The following is a 20,506-nucleotide window of genomic DNA, read 5'->3' on the forward strand; positions in this document are numbered from 1 at the left end:
GGTCAAATTGTATTATTTGTTTTGTTTTTTGCGACGACCGAATAACAATAATGAACCTAATGCTGCGAATAATCCGCCAAATAATGTTGCGTTATTTGAGCCGTTATTTTCACTACCTGTTTCTGGTAATGCTTTTGCTTTATTGTGATGGTCTTTAGTAGTACTCATTGGTTTAACAGGTGTGTGTTTTCCTGCATCTGAATCTCTATCTGAGTCACTGTCTGAATCTGAGTCGCTATCTGAATCTGAATCGCTATCTGAGTCTGAGTCGCTATCTGAATCTGAGTCACTGTCTGAATCTGAATCGCTATCTGAATCTGAGTCACTGTCTGAGTCTGAGTCGCTGTCTGAATCTGAGTCACTGTCTGAATCTGAATCGCTATCTGAGTCTGAGTCGCTATCTGAATCTGAGTCACTGTCTGAATCTGAGTCACTGTCTGAGTCTGAGTCGCTATCTGAATCTGAGTCACTGTCTGAATCTGAGTCACTGTCTGAATCTGAGTCGCTATCTGAATCTGAATCGCTATCTGAGTCTGAGTCACTGTCTGAATCTGAGTCGCTATCTGAATCTGAGTCACTGTCTGAGTCTGAGTCACTGTCTGAGTCCGAGTCACTGTCTGAATCTGAATCGCTGTCTGAGTCTGAGTCACTGTCTGAGTCTGAGTCACTATCTGATGTATCTTCTTCGAAGTATCCGTTATCAAGTGTGAAATCATCATGATCCGTAATTGTTACGTCAACTTCGCCACCATCTGCATCTTTATCATCTTCAGTTGTATTTGTACCTGTTTGTGTTAAGCCAGCAGGCTTTTCAAAAATAACTTTGTATTTACCGCTATCTAAATTATCGAAACGATATTTACCATTTTCATCTGTTTTAGTTGTTCCAATTACTTCGCCTTTTTCGTTTTGCAATGTAACTATCACATCTTTGATACCTTTTTCAGTTGAATCTTGTTTGCCGTCTTTATTACTGTCGTACCAAACATAATCACCTAAACTGTATTTTGGTGTTTTATAGAAACCACTGTCTAATGTCATATTATCTGCATCTTTAATGACACCTGTTGTTGTTAAACCATTAGAATCTTTATCTTCAGCTGTAGTGTTTTTAACCGTTGGCGTGTAACCTGCTGGTGTTTCAAATTCTACTGTATAGTTACCATTATCTAAATCTGTAAATTTATATTTACCCGAGGCATCAGTAGTAGTTGTTCCAATAACTTTTCCAGTACTATCTTTTAATGTAACCTTAACATCTTTGATACCAGGTTCATTAGCATCTTGGATACCATCTTTATTTGTATCTTCCCATACATAGTCACCAAGATTATATTTAGGTTCTTTATAAAAACCAGTGTCTAAAGACATATCATCTTTACCATTAATTTTAACAGTAACCGAACTACCATTTGAGTCTTTTTCACCATCAGTTGTTCCATTTACTTTTGTTGGAAGATATCCAGCTGGCGTTTCGAATTTAACTGTATAAGTTTCTCCGTCTTTCAAACCACCGAATTCGTAATGACCATTAGCATCTGTTCTTACTGATTTTGTAGTACCGTCCGGGTAAGTTAATGTAACTAAAACGTTTGCCATTGGCTTTTCTTTTGAATCTGTACCTTGAACACCGTCTTTATCAACGTCTTCCCATACATAGTCACCAATTTTGTATAACTTTTCTTCAGGTTTAACAGTACCGTCACCACCACCAGTGTCAGTAGTTGATAAAATAGTATTAGTGTAACCTGCATATGATGAATAATTATATTTATTTGTTGTAGTCATTCTTACACCCTGTTGAACTGCTAAGTCATCCTCAGCACCCGGTGTATATTTACTAACAACTTTAACTATATATGCAGAATCAATGTCACCAAAATTAATATTAGCCATGTTAGTACCATAATTTTTATTAATAGTTACTGAATTGGTAACATCTTCATATTGACTATAATCATAAATTTTATTACTTTGAGGTAATTGTTGACCCGATGCAACTTTATAGACTTTAATTTCCGTATTACTATCAATTATAGTACTACCGTCTCCAGTATAATAATCACCATTATCTGCTACACCACCACTTTTTATAGTAACATTTGTGTTTTTAGCATTTAATTTTAATGGATTCACATAAATAGTCTGTTCTACCTCATGCTTAGTAGTATCTAAATGGCTAAATATAGATTGAATATTTGACTCATCTTTTACAATAGGTTTTTGATATTCAACTTTAACATTTTTACTAGTTTCTTTATCTGCTGTAGCAAATGTTAAATTTAAATTTGTTTCATTTGGGACTTCTTTCTTATCAATATATGAGTTTAGTTCTAATTTTGCATTGACATTCTCATATCTATCAACATAATCAGTAAATTTGTAAGTAATTGTTTTCGTATTTAAATCAAATGTTCCCTTCGCTATTACTTCACCTGATGGATCTGTAATATCAACTGGTGTGAAATCATCCGTAATATCTGAAGGAATTGTATGCTTATCATACTTTACTGTCATTGTATCCCCAGCTTTTACAGCATTATCAATTTTAAAATCAGATGTATAAATAATATGTTCACCGTCATGTGCTTGAATAAGACCATCATCTTTAATACCTTCAGTAATCGTCTGTTTTGTAACTGTAATTAAGTCATTTACATTGTTTGAAGCAACTGCTGCTGGTTGTGCAACTGCAAAGCGCATTTTTGCGTTTACACGTTTTGGTGCAACACTTGTTGGTGCTGTAGCAACTGGTTTAGTTGAACGATCTGTGTTGCTATCATTTCTAACTAATTCTTTTAATTTCTCAGGATTATTTTTAAGTTCTTCTTTTGACACATTTACTGGTTCTTTTGGATTAGTTGCATCTGTAACTTGATTGTCTACTTTTGAAGGCGTTGGTTGCGGTTGTGAATTTTCAATATTTGTAGATTCTTGAGGTGTAGTTGGTTTTGTTTGAATTTCACTTGTAGATGGTTTTGTAGTTACATCGTTATTTGTATTATTTGGTGCTTTCTTCTCTTCTAAAATAACAGATGTATCTTCTGTCGCAGTTTTATCAGTTGAAGGTTTAACATTTTCTTTTTCAATGTTTTGAGGCTTAGTTTCAGTTGTAGCTGTAACGTTATTTTGCTGTTGTTGAGTACTTGATGTAGTTGATTCTTCTTTATCTTCTGGTTGTGAATCAGTATTTTTTTCTTTCTTAATTGGATTTGTTGAATTATTTTCTGTTGTCGAATTATTTTCAGTTTCTGACACTACTTCTTTATTATCACTAGTCGTTGCATCATCTTGTTTTGCATTTTCTGTACTAGTGTTTTCAGCAGCTTTAGCTTCTTGGTTCCCTAGACCAAAAATCAATGTCGTACCTACTAAAATTGATGCAGTTCCTACAGTATACTTTCTAATCGAAAATTTGTTTAAGCGATTTGAAATCATACCCTTTTTTGTTATTGCCTTTTTATTATCCCTGTTAATCATATAAATCTCCTTTAAAATATCAATATTTGCAAAAAATTAATATTTTTACATATAAAAATTTGTATTCCCATCGTAATACATTTTTAGATAAAGCACAATACTTTAAATAAATTTATTTATCTAAGACTGTTATTTTACACTTTGGTTTGAATAAATTAATTCTAGTAATGTTTAATTATTCGTTTGTTTTTTATATCAATTGTTTTAAATGGTTCGATACTGTGTTTAATTGCTTTTCTTATTCGTTTGTACTTTTAACGTAAAGATGAATTAAATTTATGTGGATTTATTTTATATTTTTTTAAAAATTGCACTATTTAATCTCAAACATAAGATACATTTCATAAATTTTGAAATAAAAAACCAGGCCTCACGGACCTGGTATAAGCTGTATTATTTATTTTGTTTTTTACGACGACCGAATAACAATAATGATCCTAATGCTGCGAATAATCCGCCAAATAATGTTGCGTTATTTGAGCCGTTATTTTCACTACCTGTTTCTGGTAATGCTTTTGCTTTATTGTGATGGTCTTTAGTAGTACTCATTGGTTTAACAGGTGTATGTTTTCCTGCATCCGAGTCTGAATCGCTGTCTGCGTCTGAATCACTGTCTGAATCTGAATCGCTGTCTGAATCTGAGTCACTGTCTGAGTCTGAATCGCTATCTGAGTCTGAATCGCTATCTGAGTCTGAGTCACTGTCTGAATCTGAGTCGCTATCTGAGTCTGAGTCACTATCTGAATCTGAATCGCTATCTGAATCTGAGTCACTGTCTGAATCTGAGTCACTGTCTGAATCTGAGTCGCTATCTGAATCTGAGTCGCTGTCTGAGTCTGAGTCACTATCTGAATCTGAATCGCTATCTGAGTCTGAATCGCTGTCTGAATCTGAGTCACTGTCTGAGTCTGAGTCGCTATCTGAATCTGAGTCACTGTCTGAGTCTGAGTCGCTATCTGAGTCTGAATCGCTGTCTGAATCTGAGTCACTGTCTGAGTCTGAGTTGCTGTCTGAATCTGAGTCGCTGTCTGAGTCTGAGTTGCTGTCTGAATCTGAGTCGCTGTCTGATGTTTCTTCTTCGAAGTATCCGTTATCAAGTGTGAAATCATCATGATCCGTAATTGTTACGTCAACTTCGCCACCATCTGCATCTTTATCATCTTCAGTTGTATTTGTACCTGTTTGTGTTAAGCCAGCAGGCTTTTCAAAGATAACTTTGTATTTACCGCTATCTAAATTATCGAAACGATATTTACCATTTTCATCTGTTTTAGTTGTTCCAATTACTTCGCCTTTTTCATTTAACAAAGTAACTTTAACACCTTTAATTCCTTTTTCAGTCGAATCTTGTTTACCATCTTTATTACTGTCGTACCAAACATAATCACCTAAACTATATTTTGGTGTTTTATAGAAACCACTGTCTAATGTCATGTTATCTGCATCTTTAATGACACCTGTTGTAGTTAGTCCATTAGAATCTTTTTCAGTATCATTTCCAGAAGTTACTGAAGTTGGTGTGTAACCTGATGGTGTCTCGAATTCAACTTTATAAGTTCCATTGTTTAAATCAGTGAATTGATATTTACCATTTTCATCTGTTGTTACTGTTTTTAAAACTTTGTCGTTTTCATCTTTTAACGTAACTGTTACACCTGAAATGCCCTTTTCATCTTTATCTTGAACACCGTTTTTATTTGTATCTTCCCATACATAGTCACCTAAGTTGTAAGTCGGTTTGTAGAAACCAGAGTCAATAGTATCGTTATCTTTATCTTTAATGACACCAGTTGTTGATGTACCATTTGAATCTATGCCTTCATCAGTTCCTGAACCTACTTGTGTTGGTGTGTAACCTGATGGTGTTTCAAATTCAACTTTATAAGTTCCATTTTCTAATCCAGTAAATTGATATTTTCCATCTTTATCTGTTTTAGTTGTTTGTAAAACTTCACCGTTTTCATTTTTCAATGTAACTGTTACGCCTGAAATACCTTTTTCAGATGAATCCTGCTTACCATCTTTATTTGTATCTTCCCATACATAATTACCTAAATTATATTTTGGTGTTTTGTAGAATCCACTATCTAATGTCATGTTATCAGCACCATTAATAACACCTGTTGTTGTTAAACCATTAGAGTCAACAGTATCATTTCCACCTGTATTTGTAGAAGTCGGTGTATAACCTTCTGGTGTAGTAAATTCAACTTTATAATTACCATTATCTAAATCAGTAAATTTATATTTGCCATCAGCATCTGTTGTAACTGTTTTTAACACGTTACCGTTTTCATCTTTTAATGTTACCGTTACGCCAGATATACCTTTTTCATCTTGATCTTGGATACCATTTTTATTTATATCTTCCCATACATAGTCGCCTAGATTGTATTTAGGTTTGTAAATACCTAAGTCAGCAGATAAATTATCTTTGCCATTAACTGTAATAACTGATGATACACCGTTTGAATCTAATTCTTCGTTATTACCTTGTTTTGAAGGGGTTACTTCATAACCTTGTGGTAAGTTTGAAAATTCTACACGGTAATCTCCATTAGGTAAGTTTGGAATCAAATACCCACCTTTTTCATCAGTAATTGTTCTTCCAACTTCTTTATTAGTTTTATTGTCATATGCAACCACTGTTACACCTTTTACTCCAACTTCCCCTAATTCTTGAACACCGTTTTTATTTGTATCTTCCCATACGTAGTTACCAATTTTATATACTTCTTGACCAGCGCCGCCACTTTGATTGTTAGTGAATCCTAAAGCATTACCAGTAGAAACGGATCTGTTTCCATCAGAAGTCAAAGTTGCCATTTGAACAAGAGTTGGACTTTCGCTATTTGTATATTGGAATTTTGTTTTAACCATTACAACATACGCTGATGTAATATCACCAAAATCGATATTAACACTTTGATTTGTTCCATAGGCCATTTTATTTTTAAATTCATCGGTTACGTCTACTAAATCATTAGCATTTACGTCGTATCCCTTATTCAATGTATATCCTTCAGGAACACGATATATTTTTATATTAGTAACGTTTTGATTAATTTGACCAATATTAGCGGGATATTTCGGATGATACGCTTCAACTTTTAAATTAGCCCCTTTTAAATCTTTATCCATAGGATTCACATAAACTACTTGGTTATAATAACCAGGATCTTCAGCATTTCCTGCATGAGAAACTGTTTCTGTAAAAGCTGACCCTATTGAATTATTATCAGCTTCTTTATAAGCCGGATAAGTAATATCTGCTGTAGTTGTTGTAGTTTGATTCCCAATAGTTACACTAAAAGGAACATCTTTCTTGTCTACAGGAATTGTATCTGCATCCATATAAATTGAGTAATTAATTCCCATTTGTACAGAATTAAATCTATCGACATAATCTGTAAATGTATATGTAATTAAATTATTTGCAGTATCATGTTTTGCAGTCGCAATTGTTTCACCATTATTTGGATCTTTAATATCACCAATATTTTTAATATCTTCCGGATTCAATCCATATACTTGTACTGTATCTGAGTATTTAATTGTGAAATAATCACCTGATTTAACTTTGTCATCAACTGTAATTTGTGATTTTAATGATAAATAATCTTGGGCTGGTACAATCGTTTTGCTATTATCTGCATCAACGACAGTTAATGTTGTATTTGATGTGATTAAATCATTAACATTTTTAGAATCTGTTGAGTTTGGTTGTATTGCTGCTATACGCATTCTTGTATTCAAACGTTTAGGTTCTGTAGTTTTTGGCTTTATTAATTCTGAACTATTTGCATTGTCAGTATTATCGCTTTTTTCTCCTACATTTCTTACTTCTTCATTATTAAATTTTAAGTCATCTTTACGTACATTAATTGGTGCTGACGACATTGAAGTTGTGTTATCAGTATTTAATTGCTGTGAATTAACTGTAGTAGTAACTTGATCATCTGAAGTTGCATTATTATCTTCAGTTTTTTTAACATCAGACGTTTGTAATTTTCCGTTTTCAGATGGCTTAGAGTTATTATTTTTTTCTGAAGCGACACTATTTTCCACTCTAGTTACTTCTTTTTGATTAGCAACTTTATTAATATTCTCATCTTTTAGTTGCTCTGTATCAACTTTACTAGTATTACCGTCATTATTTAGTTGCTCTGTATCAACTTTTTTAGACACTTGATCATTATTTACTGATGTTGCATCTTCCTTCATTTCCTTGTTGGTTACTTCTGCAGCTTTAGCTTCTTGGCTCCCTAGACCAAAAATCAAAGTTGTACCTACTAAAATTGATGCTGTTCCCACTGTGTACTTCCTAATCGAGAATTTGTTTAATCGATTTGATACCATGCCTTTTCTTGTCATTGCCGTTTTGTTTTCTCTGTTTAGCATTTTATTGCTCCTAATCCATCAAATTTTTAAATAATACAATTGTTTTAAATACAAAAATGTATATTAATATAGTATTACAGATTTAGATAAAGCACAATACTTTAATTATTTTTCTTTATCACAAAAAGTTATTTAGGTTTTATATTTAAATAAGATTTTTTATGAGTTTTTTAATTTTTATTTGATTATCACAAAAATATTATTATCCAATATTGAAATGAATATATGAGTTTTTTTAATTCATAGACACTTACATTTTTACGTCAAATTAAATTGCATATGCTACTTACAATTTTCGATTTATGTATTCCATATAAATAAAAAACCAGGCCTCACGGACCTGGATGAAATAATATTATTTATTTTGTTTTTTACGACGACCGAATAACAATAATGATCCTAATGCTGCGAATAATCCGCCAAATAACGTTGCATTATTTGAACCGTTATTTTCACTACCTGTTTCCGGTAATGCTTTCGCTTTATTGTGATGGTCTTTAACTGCACTCATTGGTTTAGCCGGTGTATGCTTACCTGCATCTGAGTCTGAATCACTGTCTGAGTCTGAGTCGCTATCTGAATCTGAGTCACTGCCTGAATCTGAATCGCTATCTGAATCTGAGTCACTGTCTGAGTCTGATTCACTGTCTGAATCTGAGTCACTGCCTGAATCTGAATCGCTATCTGAATCTGAGTCACTGTCTGAGTCTGATTCACTGTCTGAATCTGAGTCGCTATCTGAGTCTGAATCGCTGTCTGAATCTGAGTCACTGTCTGAGTCTGAGTCACTTTCTGAGTCTGAGTCGCTGTCTGAGTCTGAGTCACTATCTGAGTCTGAGTCGCTGTCTGAATCTGAGTCGCTATCTGAATCTGAATCACTGTCTGAGTCTGAGTCGCTATCTGAATCTGAATCACTGTCTGAGTCTGAGTCGCTATCTGAATCTGAATCACTATCTGAATCTGAATCACTATCTGAATCTGAGTCGCTATCTGAATCTGAGTCGCTATCTGAATCTGAATCACTATCTGAATCTGAGTCACTATCTGAATCTGAGTCGCTATCTGAATCTGAGTTGCTGTCTGAATCCGAATCGCTGTCCGAATCTGAGTCGCTATCTGATGTTTCTTCTTCGTAGTAGCCATTATCAAGTGTGAAATCATCATGATCCGTAATTGTTACGTCAACTTCGCCACCATCTGCATCTTTATCATCTTCAGTTGTATTTGTACCTGTTTGTGTTAAGCCAGCAGGCTTTTCAAAAATAACTTTGTATTTACCACTATCTAAATTATCAAAGCGGTATTTACCATTTTCATCTGTTTTAGTTGTTCCAATTACTTCGCCTTTTTCATTTAATAAAGTAACTTTAACATCTTTGATACCTTTTTCAGTTGAATCTTGTTTACCATCTTTATTACTGTCGTACCAAACATAATCACCTAAACTGTATTTTGGCGTTTTATAGAAACCACTGTCTAATGTCATATTATCTGCATCTTTAATGACACCTGTTGTTGTTAAACCATCTGAATCAACAGCATCATCAGTTCCTGCATTTGCAGTGGTTGGTGTGTAACCTGCTGGCGTTGAAAATTCTACACTGTAAGTCCCATTTCCCAAACCTGTGAACTGATATTTACCATTTTCATCAGTAGTAGTACGATCTAATTCTTTACCATTGCTATCTTTAAGAATGACATACACGCCTTTAATACCCTTTTCGTTAGCATCTTGTTTACCATCTTTATTTGTATCTTCCCAAACATAATCACCAAGATTGTATTTTTTTTGATCGCCATTTGCAGTTGATGAGCCATTCACATTTGAATAACTATTTGACCAACTATATTTAGTTTTGTCAGTGTCTAAAGTATAATCAATTTTCCCATTATCTGTTGAACTATTATCTGGATAAGCAACTTGTTGAATGATGTATTGTTTATTACTGCTTGTTTGGCCTTTCATTAAATCGACTGTAGCTGTTTTATTATCATTACTATAAATAACATCGAATTGATCAGTAACATCTTTAAGTTTTGAAGTATCAGGTGTAAAGCTATCAACAAATTGATTTTGGTCTGTCACTTCGTAAATTTTGAAGTTTTTTGCATTTGGATTAAATTTATATCCAGTTAAATTAGTAACAAACGTTTGTTTAGTATATGTATTTTTAGGTTGATTTACATATGCAGTCATATTACGCGATAAATCTTCATTGTTGATATAGTTTGTACTTGAAATAAGCGGTTGTGCTTTCTTGTTACCATAATCGACAATGACATCTTTACTATATTTATCGTTTCCTAATGTAACTTCCATTGGATAAGCAGTTTTATCAGTCGTTGCATTTTCACGTTTCGCAAATGCGACTTGTTCAAAGCTACCGCTAATATTTGTATATTGATCTACATAATTCGTAAAAGTATATGTTGTTGTGTTTGTATTACTATCATAAATACCTTTTGCAATAATATTACCTTGGGCGTTATATAAATTTTGAGTTTGTGAAGGTAATCTTACAGAACCCGGACGGAAATACTGTCCATATTTAAATGTAAATGTATCGCCCTCTTTAACAGAATCATCGATTGTGTAATTCGCTTTTAATTTTAAAACATCACTAGAAGTCGCCCAAAATTCAGTTTTGCCAGTATCTTTATTGACATGTCCTTTATCAATAGCAATATCAATATTTGAAAAATGAACTTTATCATTAACATTTGTACCTTGTTGTGGTGCCGCTACTGTGTTCACAGCCATACGGTTTAATGTTCTTGGCTTAATATTCGTTGTTTTGGGAGTAGTTGAAACATTTTTAGCCTGCGTTGAAATATTTTGAGCCGCTAAATTATCTTTATTTGCCGTCGCATCGTTATTTTGTTTAGTTGGTTGTGTAGAAGTTGTATTTTGAGGTTCTTCAGTAGTTTCTTTAACTGAAGTATTATCAGACTCATTTACTTTTGGTTGGTCTGACGTTGTACTTTGTTCAATATTATTTTGTTGACGACTATCAACTTTTTCAGTTGTTTTATTCTCACTTGGAGCTGTCGTTTCATTTTTTGATTGATTTAATTCTCCATTCGTATGTTCTGCCGCTTTAGCTTCATGACCACTTAACCCAAAAATCAATGTTGTCCCCACTAAAATTGAAGCATTACCTACAGAATACTTTCTTATCGAAAATTTGTTTAATCGATTTGGTATCATGCCTTTTCTATTTGTTGCTGTCTTTTTATTATTCATTTAATAATACTCCTTTAAAATATCAAAATTTGATAAATATAATATTTTGCATATATAAATTTATGCATTACTATCGTAATATAAATTTCAATAAAGTGAAATACTTTAATTATTTTTCTTTATTTTACAATGTTATTTGCAGTAAATATTAATATGAATTTCAGTTTAAGAATTGCAATTTTTAATACTTTTTTTCTTCAATTGTTTTAAATTATTTATCTATATTTTTAAACCTTACTTTTAATCTAAGCTTGTTTTCATTTCGCTATTACATCTTATTTTAATTAATAACATTGCTCACAACAGTAAACTCAAAGGCTTACTATTGGTGCATTAGAACAAAAAAATAGGCATGTGACTTAAAAGCATTCTCAATGAAACACCTTAAGCTACATACCTATTTTTAATGTATATTTACATATTTTTTAATTTATTTTAAATGTTCATATGGACTATTATGCGCAAATGATACAATTTGATCGACGAATAATCTTGCTCGTAATTGGAATTCACTATCATTTAAGTAATATGAACCATCTTCATTTTTAGCAAAATCAGAATCATGTGTTGCTATTTGAGTTGGTACAGCAATGCCTAGTAAACTTCTGACGATTACTCTTAAATGTGACAATGGCTCTGAACTAACAATACCACCACTATTTCCTATTAAGCCTACAGGTTTCATTTTAAAATAATCCATATTTAGATGATCTAATGCATTTTTCAATATTCCAGAATATGAACCATGATAGTTTGGCGTTCCTAATATTAAAAAGTCCGCCGCCATTGCTTTCTCTTTTAAATCTTTCATATTTTGTTTGATTTCATCAATAGACGGTGTTGTTCCTGAAAAATCTAATTGATTTAACGGTTTTTCTGCTAAATCGAATATTTCCGCTTCAATATCATGTGTTTTAAAATGCTCAGTTAAGTATCTTGCTAGTGCACTTGTATGTGAATTCACTTGTGCACTGCCAATAATAATTAATCCTTTCATATTTGACCCCTCTTTTTTATTAAACTTGTTGTTCACGTAATAATTTCATAATAGCTTTTCCAACACCACTATTTTCATTCGTATCTGTGACATATTTCGCTATTTTTTTAACTTCTTCTGCACCATTTTCCATCGCAACTGGATAGCCAACTTTCTCTAACATTGATAAGTCATTTAAATTGTCACCTATTGCCATGACATCTTTCATTTCAATCTCTAATCTTTCGGCAATTGTTTCTAGCGCAATACCTTTTTGTGCATCTGAATGCGTTATTTCTATATTTCCTCTCGAAGATGATGATATAGCTAAATTCGGAGATTCAGCTAAAATTTTACTAGCTTTGTCAATTTTTTCTAAATTTCCATCAAATGCTAATATTTTCATAATTAATTCACCAGGTATGTTTTCAATAGCATCATAATTATCAACAACTTTCAACGTACCATTATCTATGCGTCTTTGAATACCATTTTTAATACGCTCAACGTTTGCGTGTTGACCTGCACGCTCAGCAATATCTATATAAATGTCTAAATCTCTTTGTGGATCTTCAGTATAAATTGCACGACTCGTGTATACTTGATAATAAATATCTGCATCTTTTAAAACATTTGTAATTTTGTGTACTAACGATTTATTAAGGTGTGAAGTGCTCATTACATTGAAAGTTTCATCACGTACTTCAGCACCATTCAAACAAATATATGGTACTGTTAAATCTGTGTCAGCAACTGGTGCTTGTGCTTCATAAAATGCTCGACCTGTCGCGATAACAACCGTTATCCCTTGTTCTTGAGCGTATTTAATCGCATCAATATTAGGTTGAGAAATTTCATGTGCTGCATTAAGTAGCGTGCCATCCATATCAGTGGCTATTAGTTTTATCATTATGTTACCTCGTTTCGTAAATTTAAAATCTTGTTCTTAAATAAGAATATATACTCAGCGCACATACTTTTCTATTAACATTTATATTGTCATTAATTTATCATATAATGTAATTCTAACAAATTTTAATTAGTATGTACTATCGTCTAATTGGTGGATTTCTTATTGGCTCTTAAGTTTTTAAAAAATGTTGTTAATAATGTGCTACATGCTTCTTTAAGTACACCTTTATCAACAATTGCACGATGATTAAAATTAGATTGTTGCAATAAATTCATTAAACTGCCACTACAACCACCTTTAGGATCATCTGCGCCATAGACGACTCTTGGAATGCGACTCATTACAATTGTTCCTGCGCACATGACACATGGTTCTAAGGTTACATATAATGTGCAACCTTCTAAACGCCAACTACCTAACACTTTGGCTGCACGTTCAATTGCAATATGTTCAGCATGCGCCGTTGGTTGTTGTAGTGTTTCTCTTAAATTATGTGCTCTAGCGATAACTTCATCATCTTTAGTGATGATAGCACCTATAGGTACTTCGCCTAGTTGAGCTGCTTTTTTAGCTTCTTCAATCGCTAATGTCATAAAATATATATCATTTGTCATTTATGTCCAGATACCTCACTTATGGTACAATACTCAATGTCTATTTTAACATTTGGAGATGTGAATATGAACAAACCTTTTATAGCAATTGAAGGCCCTATTGGCGTAGGTAAATCTTCACTTGCACACAAATTAAGTCAAACTTTAGATTTTTATGAAGAAAAAGAAATCATCACAGAAAATCCATTTTTATCAGACTTTTACGAAGATATCTCTAAATGGAGTTTTCAAACTGAAATGTTCTTTTTATGCAATAGATATAAGCAATTTCAAGATGTAACACAACTAAATCAAGGTGTAGTTAGTGATTATCATATACATAAAAATAAGATATTTGCTAAAAATACTTTGAGTTCTGTTGAATTTCAGAAATTCAGTAAAATTTATGATATTTTAACTGAAGATATGATTATGCCGAATATGATTATCTTTTTAGATGCAGACCTTGATGTGTTAAAATCTAGAATTGCTAAACGTAACCGTAGTTTTGAACATCAAATAGAAGATGAATATCTGTTAAAGTTAAAAAAAGATTATCGTGAGTATTATGAGTCCTTACAAAGTAATGGTTCAAATGTAGTTTTAATCGATACAACTTCTATTGATTTTCTAAAAAATGAACAAGATTACGAAGATATATTACATATTATATTACCTATGATAGGAGATATTACCAATGAATAATTACGGTATTCCACAAAATGCCATTATAACCATTGCAGGTACAGTTGGTGTTGGGAAATCAACACTAACGCAAGCACTTGCAGATAAATTAAACTTTAAAACGTCTTTTGAAAATGTCGAACATAATCCATATTTAGATAAATTTTACAGCGATTTTGAACGATGGAGTTTCCATTTGCAAATTTACTTCTTAGCTGAACGTTTTAAAGAACAAAAGCGTATGTTTGAATATGGTGGTGGCTTTGTCCAAGATCGATCAATTTATGAAGATGTTGATATTTTTGCAAAAATGCATGAAGAAGAAGGCACAATGAGTAAAGAGGATTTCAAAACATATTCAGACTTATTTAATGCCATGGTCATGACACCTTATTTTCCTAAACCTGATGTAATGATTTATTTAGAATGTAACTATGATGAGGTCATTGATCGTATTATTGAACGTGGTCGCGAAATGGAAATAAATACTGATCCTGAATATTGGAAAAAGTTATTTAAACGTTATGACGATTGGATTAACAGCTTTAATGCATGTCCAGTTGTACGTATCAACATTAATGAATATGATATACACAAAAATCCTGATTCTTTAAATCCTATGATTGATAAAATCGCTCATATTATAAAAACGTATCGACAAGTAGATACACGATAAAAGACTAAAGACATAGTGTATGTGCTTTAATTCAATGTAACTTCCATAGAAATCATCGATTATTTTATCAATTCTATCGAATACATTAATTCACATATACACTATGTCTTTCTTTTTAATTTAAAGCTTCTAAAATATCTGCCGCACTATTTAAAATAATATCAGCTTCATGTAATTCTTCTTTTGTTGCAATACCTGTTAATACGCCTATTGCCATACCTAAATTTGCATTACTTGCAGTCTTCATATCATTAGCAGTGTCTCCTACTATAGCTACTTTCTGAGGATCTACATTATATTGCTCAAATAAAGGCGATAATACTTTAGGATTTGGCTTCTCATAGGCATCCGCTTCGGTAGAAATGATCAAATCGAACAACGAGGTAGCATTGGTATGTGCTAAAAATTGTTCTACGCCTTTTTTAGTATCACTCGTAACAATACCTAGTTGATAGCCTTTTGCTTTCAAATCGATAAGTGCTTCTTTAACACCTTCTACCCAATTAATTTCAGGAATACGTTCATCTACCAACTTTTGACTTGTTGACTTGGACCAGTCGGTTGTATCTTGTCCAGTCACATCATTAAATGCCTGAATAATTTGTTGTAAAGATCCTGAACCCATCACTGATTTTGGATCAATAGATTCTTTAATGACACCGAGTTGTCTTAAAGCAGCTTCTTTATTATGTACTGGGAAAGTCTCAAGCAATGATTGTACAAATCTTACCCCTATTTTTTCCCAACTTCTATCAAATTCAATTAACGTACCATCTTTATCAAATAATATCCATTCCATTAATATCAATACTCCTATTTATTTATTTCGTATTATGCTGATTCTATGATGTTCGTTATTTCCCTGAAAATGAACTCGTAGTATTGTTCTTTTTAAATATTGAATTAAATATAATAATAAGTGAAATCCCCTTCAATACTTAACAATAAACATTGTAAACTTAATTTATTACCATGCTTCGCTTCATTGAAAGGGATTTTAGTCATGATTAACTTTTACATATTGTTTTCATGATCATATTCAATTTTTATTAATATTTTGGTACAACGACTCTCCAACCATTTTTATCTTCTAAAGTACCATTTTGAATACCAGTATAGACGTCGTATAATTTTTGAGTAATTTCACCAGTCTCATTATTATTAATAACGATTTCACGATCTTCGTATCTCAATGTACCCACAGGTGAAATAACTGCTGCAGTACCACTACCAAATACTTCTGTTAACTCACCTTTATCATATGATTCGAATAATTCATCGATTGAAACGCGGCGCTCTTCGACTTCATATCCTAAGTTTTTAGCTAATTCGATGATAGATTTACGTGTAATACCAGGTAAAATACTGCCATTCAACTCTGGTGTAATTACTTTGCCATTTTCAACGAAGAAAATGTTCATGCTACCAACTTCTTCGATATATTTCTGTTCAACACCATCAAGCCATAATACTTGGTCATAACCTAATTTATTTGCATTAGTTTGTGCTAATAAACTTGCCGCATAGTTACCTGCAACTTTCGCAAAGCCTACACCGCCACGAACAGCACGCACATATGCATCTTCTACATAGATTTTAGTTGGTTTTAAAGTTTCACCACCATAATATGCACCTGAAGGAGATAAAATAATTAATAATTTATACTGATGTGATGCACCAACGCCAAGTGCCCCTTCTGTTGCAAAAACAAATGGACGAATATATAATGATTGACCTTCCCCTTCAGGAATCCAATCTCTCTCTATATCAACTAATTGTTTTAGCCCCTCTAACAATTCTGCTTCGTCTACTTGAGGCATTTCTAATCGTGCTAACGAGTTATTAAGACGCTTAAAATTTTCTTCAGGACGGAAAAGTGCAACTTCCCCATCTCTTTTATATGCTTTTAATCCTTCGAATACCGATTGACCATAATGAACACCTTGTGCAGCAGGTGAAATTTCAATAGGACCATAAGGTACTATCTTCAAATCATGCCATCCTTTATCTGCATCATAATCATAACTCAACATATAATCAGTAAAATATTTACCAAAACCTAGTTGAGATGTATCTGGTTTTTGTTTTAATGTTTCTCGTCGTTCAACTTTAACTGCTTGTGACATGGTGATTGCCTCCTAATAATATTGTATAAGAATTTGTTTAACTTAAATTATAACAATCCATATTTTGCTGTTCAATAAATTTTCTAAAAATTCAAAATTAATTAACAGATTTTCTAGAAAGACTATATCTTTTAGTATAAACGTATTAATTTCACAGAGACAAGTAATCTGTGTTTTACTAATATACTTTACATACAAAAAACTCTTTACTTTAAAATGAACTAAGCTCGCGAATTCAATACATATAATGAATAATATTAGAATTCATGTACTAGTTTATTAAAATAAAGAGTAATTTAAAATATCATTCCGTGTATTAAAGTGAATGGAAATGATTAGTTATTATTTTTAACAGTATCTTTTTGTTCAATAGCTTCTAACATTAATTTAGTCATGCTCGCTAAATCATATTTAGGATCAAATCCCCATTCGCCACGTGAACAGCTTGTATCAATAGAATCCGGCCAACTATTAGCGATACCTTGTCTAATAGGATCAACATCATAATCTAATGTAAAATTTGGATAGTATTCTTGAATTGCTTCTTTTACCATCTCTGGATCAAAACTCATTGCGCTCAAATTATAACCATTTCTAGTTTCTAATTTAGCGTCGTCTGCTTCCATAAGTTTAATAATTGCTTCAATTGCATCATCCATATACATCATATCCATATATGTGCCTTTATCTATGAAGCTTGTATAATGACCTTCTCTTACTGCTTTGAAGTATATTTCAACAGCATAGTCTGTAGTACCGCCACCTGGCTCTTTAACATGAGAGATTAAACCTGGGAATCTAACACTTCTTGTATCTACACCAAAACGTTTGAAATAGTATTGACACAATAATTCTCCCGCTACTTTATTTACACCATACATTGTCGTAGGTTGCTGAATCGTTACTTGTGGCGTATTAACTTTAGGAGTTGAGTCTCCAAATGCACCAATTGAACTTGGTGTGAAAAAGTGCAAATTATAAGTTCTTGCAGCTTCTAATGCATTCATTAATCCACCCATATTTAAATCCCAAGCAAGAATTGGATTTTTCTCAGCAGTTGCTGATAATAATGCTGCCATATGCATTAGACTATCCGCTTCAAAGTCCCTAACTAACTCAAACATGCGGTCACGATCTGTTACGTCTAAGATTTCAAATGGTCCATTTTGTACAGGTGAGTCTGCTTCAGGTTCCCTAATATCTGTAGCAAGAACATTATCCGTCCCATAAATCTCTCTGCACTTAACAACTAATTCTGTACCAATTTGTCCTAATGCACCAGTAATCATAATTTTTTTCATAGAAATATCTCCTTTGTCTCTTCTATATAACCATAGTCCATCACAAGTGGACATAATATTCATTTTCATAATAATTATAATATAAAAGCGCTTTCTTGTATATATGACATGTACATGTTGCTGATATTTCTGTAAATGAAAATTCTAGCTGTATTAATTAATTTTAGTAATTTATAGCGTTGAATATTACTAATTACTGTCAAATTAAATTTTTTATCCCTCAACTCTTAAACTCTGGATATCTTTCATTATATTAGCTTTTTTATATCCATGGATATCATGTAAAGCCTTATAAGCTTTAAATAATGTTTCATATCTTTGTACTTTTTCCGCTTCTGGATTAATTTCGTATAAAATTGGCTCTTTCATAGCATCAACTGCATCATTAATTGAATTATGTGCGCCACCACTGACTGCACCTAATATTGCTGCGCCTATTGCTGGTGCATACTCACTATCCATAACAATTAGTTTTTTGTTCAGTACATTCGCATAGATATCCATCATAACAGCATTCTTTTTAGGTATACCGCCACATGCAAATACTTTTTCTACTTCCATATGCCAATCTTGATACTGTTGCATAATCATCTTAGTACCAAATGCTGTAGCTTCTAAATATGCTCTATAAATATCCTCATGCTTAGTTTGTAAAGTTAATCCAAAGATACAACCTGTTAAATTACTATCACTTAATACACTTCGATTTCCATTATGCCAATCAAGAGCAATGAGCCCACTTTCACCTGGCATTTGATGTTTTATCTTTTCATTCATTAATTCAAATACAGTCATATTTCTATTTACTGCTTCATCTACATATGACTTTGGTGCTTGCTTAGCGACATACTCAAACAAATCACCTACTGCTGATTGTCCCGCTTCATAAGCAAATAATTCTGGAATAATTGCTCCTTTTACAGAACCTGATATACCTGGCACTTGATGTTGCTTTTCATTTAACATAAGATGGCATGTACTTGTTCCCATCACCATAGTCATTTCTTTATCTTTTTCAGACCCAATACCTAATAAACTAGCATGGGCATCAATAATAAAAGGACTTACCATAGTCTCTTTTGATAATCCTAATTTCTGTGCCATTTTATCGTCCAGTTTCCCTACTGCTTCACCAATATTAACAACCGGTGCAGATACTTTATCTTGAATTACTTTTGATAATTTGGGGTCTATTTTATCAAATAAATCATAATGAAACCCTGTTTCTTCTTCCCAAAATGCTTTGAAACCTAATCCACAATTCGAGCGTACATTTTTATTAGTTAATTTATTTACAATCCAATCGCCCGCTTCCATAATATAAGCCGTTTTTTCCATAATTTCTGGTGCTCGATTCATGACCTCCATTATTTTGGGAATCATCCATTCACTACTAACATTATATCCATAATGGCCTAACCACTTATTATTATTTTCAATAGCAGTTTGATATAATTTCTCTGCCTCTTTATATGCACCATGATGTTTCCAAAGTTTCACATACGCATGTGGATTGTTTTTAAATTGTTTTAAATTATGTACCGGGTTAAGGTTTTCGTCAGTAAAAACAATAGTAGATGAAGTAAAGTCTATACCAATACCTACTATATTGACTGGATCTATTTTTGATTCACGTACTATATATGATATTCCTTCTTCCATAATTTCTAAATAATCATTACTATTTTGAAGTGCATATGTATGTGGTATTTTTAAACCATTTAATTCACTCTCAATGACACCATGTGTATATGGTTTCACAAATTTTGATACTACTTGACCGTTAGTTGTATTAATTAAAAACACACGGCCTGAAGCAGTTCCATAATCAATTCCAATGCTATAAGACATCATGTTTCCTCCATATCGCTAGTTGCGGTTATTATTTTTGCAAGCGTTTTCTTAAATCATACTCATAATAGGTTCTATTTTACAAGTATCACTTAAATTTTGCCAAAAAAAGAGCCCTCATACATTTACATATGGTGAACTGCACCCAGTCTAGTAGACAATTAAATAATTAAAATTAATGGTTGGTTTTGTTGTTATACAGAATCAGCCATTTTTAATGTAATTCTTTCATGATTAAAGAAAAGAATAAAATCATGAATT

Annotated in this window: 12 protein-coding genes; 2 read left to right on the forward strand and 10 right to left on the reverse strand. The window is 32.5% G+C overall.

All coding sequences use genetic code 11. The features are described 5' to 3' along the window. Positions 1–12: 12 nt before the first annotated feature. The 6 genes from sdrE to tadA form a co-directional block, all read right to left on the reverse strand. Positions 13–3,480 (reverse strand): MSCRAMM family adhesin SdrE, encoded by a 3,468-nt coding sequence (gene sdrE / locus IDG45_RS10615; protein WP_206171620.1) that lies wholly within the window; start codon positions 3,478–3,480, stop codon positions 13–15. 393 nt (positions 3,481–3,873) lie between these two features. Further along, on the reverse strand, positions 3,874–7,881 hold the full coding sequence (locus IDG45_RS10620; protein ID WP_000934510.1) for an SdrD B-like domain-containing protein: 4,008 nt from the start codon (positions 7,879–7,881) through the stop codon (positions 3,874–3,876). Positions 7,882–8,236: 355 nt separating this feature from the next. Beyond that, the gene (gene sdrC / locus IDG45_RS10625) at positions 8,237–11,125 is read right to left on the reverse strand and encodes an MSCRAMM family adhesin SdrC (RefSeq protein ID WP_206171622.1); all 2,889 of its coding nucleotides are present in this window, start codon (positions 11,123–11,125) and stop codon (positions 8,237–8,239) included. A 430-nt stretch (positions 11,126–11,555) separates the two neighbouring features. Beyond that, positions 11,556–12,122 carry an NADPH-dependent FMN reductase gene (locus IDG45_RS10630; RefSeq protein WP_000677260.1) on the reverse strand — a complete coding sequence of 189 codons (567 nt, stop codon included), beginning with the start codon at positions 12,120–12,122 and terminating at the stop codon, positions 11,556–11,558. Positions 12,123–12,141: 19 nt separating this feature from the next. Continuing rightward, entirely contained in the window at positions 12,142–13,011 is an 870-nt protein-coding gene (locus IDG45_RS10635; protein ID WP_031927684.1) for a Cof-type HAD-IIB family hydrolase, read from the reverse strand. A gap of 146 nt (positions 13,012–13,157) precedes the next feature. Further along, positions 13,158–13,628 (reverse strand): tRNA adenosine(34) deaminase TadA, encoded by a 471-nt coding sequence (gene tadA / locus IDG45_RS10640; RefSeq protein WP_000180281.1) that lies wholly within the window; start codon positions 13,626–13,628, stop codon positions 13,158–13,160. 66 nt (positions 13,629–13,694) lie between these two features. Between tadA and IDG45_RS10645 the strand changes: the two genes are divergently transcribed. Further along, complete coding sequence (locus tag IDG45_RS10645; RefSeq protein WP_001039519.1) at positions 13,695–14,312, forward strand: deoxynucleoside kinase; 618 nt, start codon at positions 13,695–13,697, stop codon at positions 14,310–14,312. Further along, the gene (locus IDG45_RS10650) at positions 14,305–14,967 is read left to right on the forward strand and encodes a deoxynucleoside kinase (RefSeq protein WP_001067263.1); all 663 of its coding nucleotides are present in this window, start codon (positions 14,305–14,307) and stop codon (positions 14,965–14,967) included. Before IDG45_RS10645 ends, IDG45_RS10650 begins: the two co-directional genes overlap by 8 nt. 115 nt (positions 14,968–15,082) lie before the next feature. Here the strand turns inward: IDG45_RS10650 and IDG45_RS10655 are convergent, their stop codons facing one another. The 4 genes from IDG45_RS10655 to IDG45_RS10670 all read right to left on the reverse strand — a co-directional run bounded on the left by IDG45_RS10655 (position 15,083) and on the right by IDG45_RS10670 (position 20,245). Beyond that, the gene (locus IDG45_RS10655; protein WP_000454784.1) at positions 15,083–15,766 is read right to left on the reverse strand and encodes an HAD family hydrolase; all 684 of its coding nucleotides are present in this window, start codon (positions 15,764–15,766) and stop codon (positions 15,083–15,085) included. A gap of 250 nt (positions 15,767–16,016) precedes the next feature. Then, positions 16,017–17,093, reverse strand: a complete 1,077-nt coding sequence (locus IDG45_RS10660; protein ID WP_000076028.1) for a branched-chain amino acid aminotransferase — start codon at positions 17,091–17,093, stop codon at positions 16,017–16,019. Positions 17,094–17,428: 335 nt separating this feature from the next. Continuing rightward, on the reverse strand, positions 17,429–18,394 hold the full coding sequence (locus IDG45_RS10665) for an L-threonine 3-dehydrogenase, SDR-type (RefSeq protein WP_000723301.1): 966 nt from the start codon (positions 18,392–18,394) through the stop codon (positions 17,429–17,431). Positions 18,395–18,607: 213 nt separating this feature from the next. Then, entirely contained in the window at positions 18,608–20,245 is a 1,638-nt protein-coding gene (locus tag IDG45_RS10670) for a ribulokinase (RefSeq protein ID WP_000122357.1), read from the reverse strand. Between the last annotated feature and the right edge of the window lie 261 nt (positions 20,246–20,506).

This window comes from Staphylococcus sp. EG-SA-10, assembly GCF_017151945.1.
Taxonomy (GTDB): domain Bacteria; phylum Bacillota; class Bacilli; order Staphylococcales; family Staphylococcaceae; genus Staphylococcus; species Staphylococcus aureus.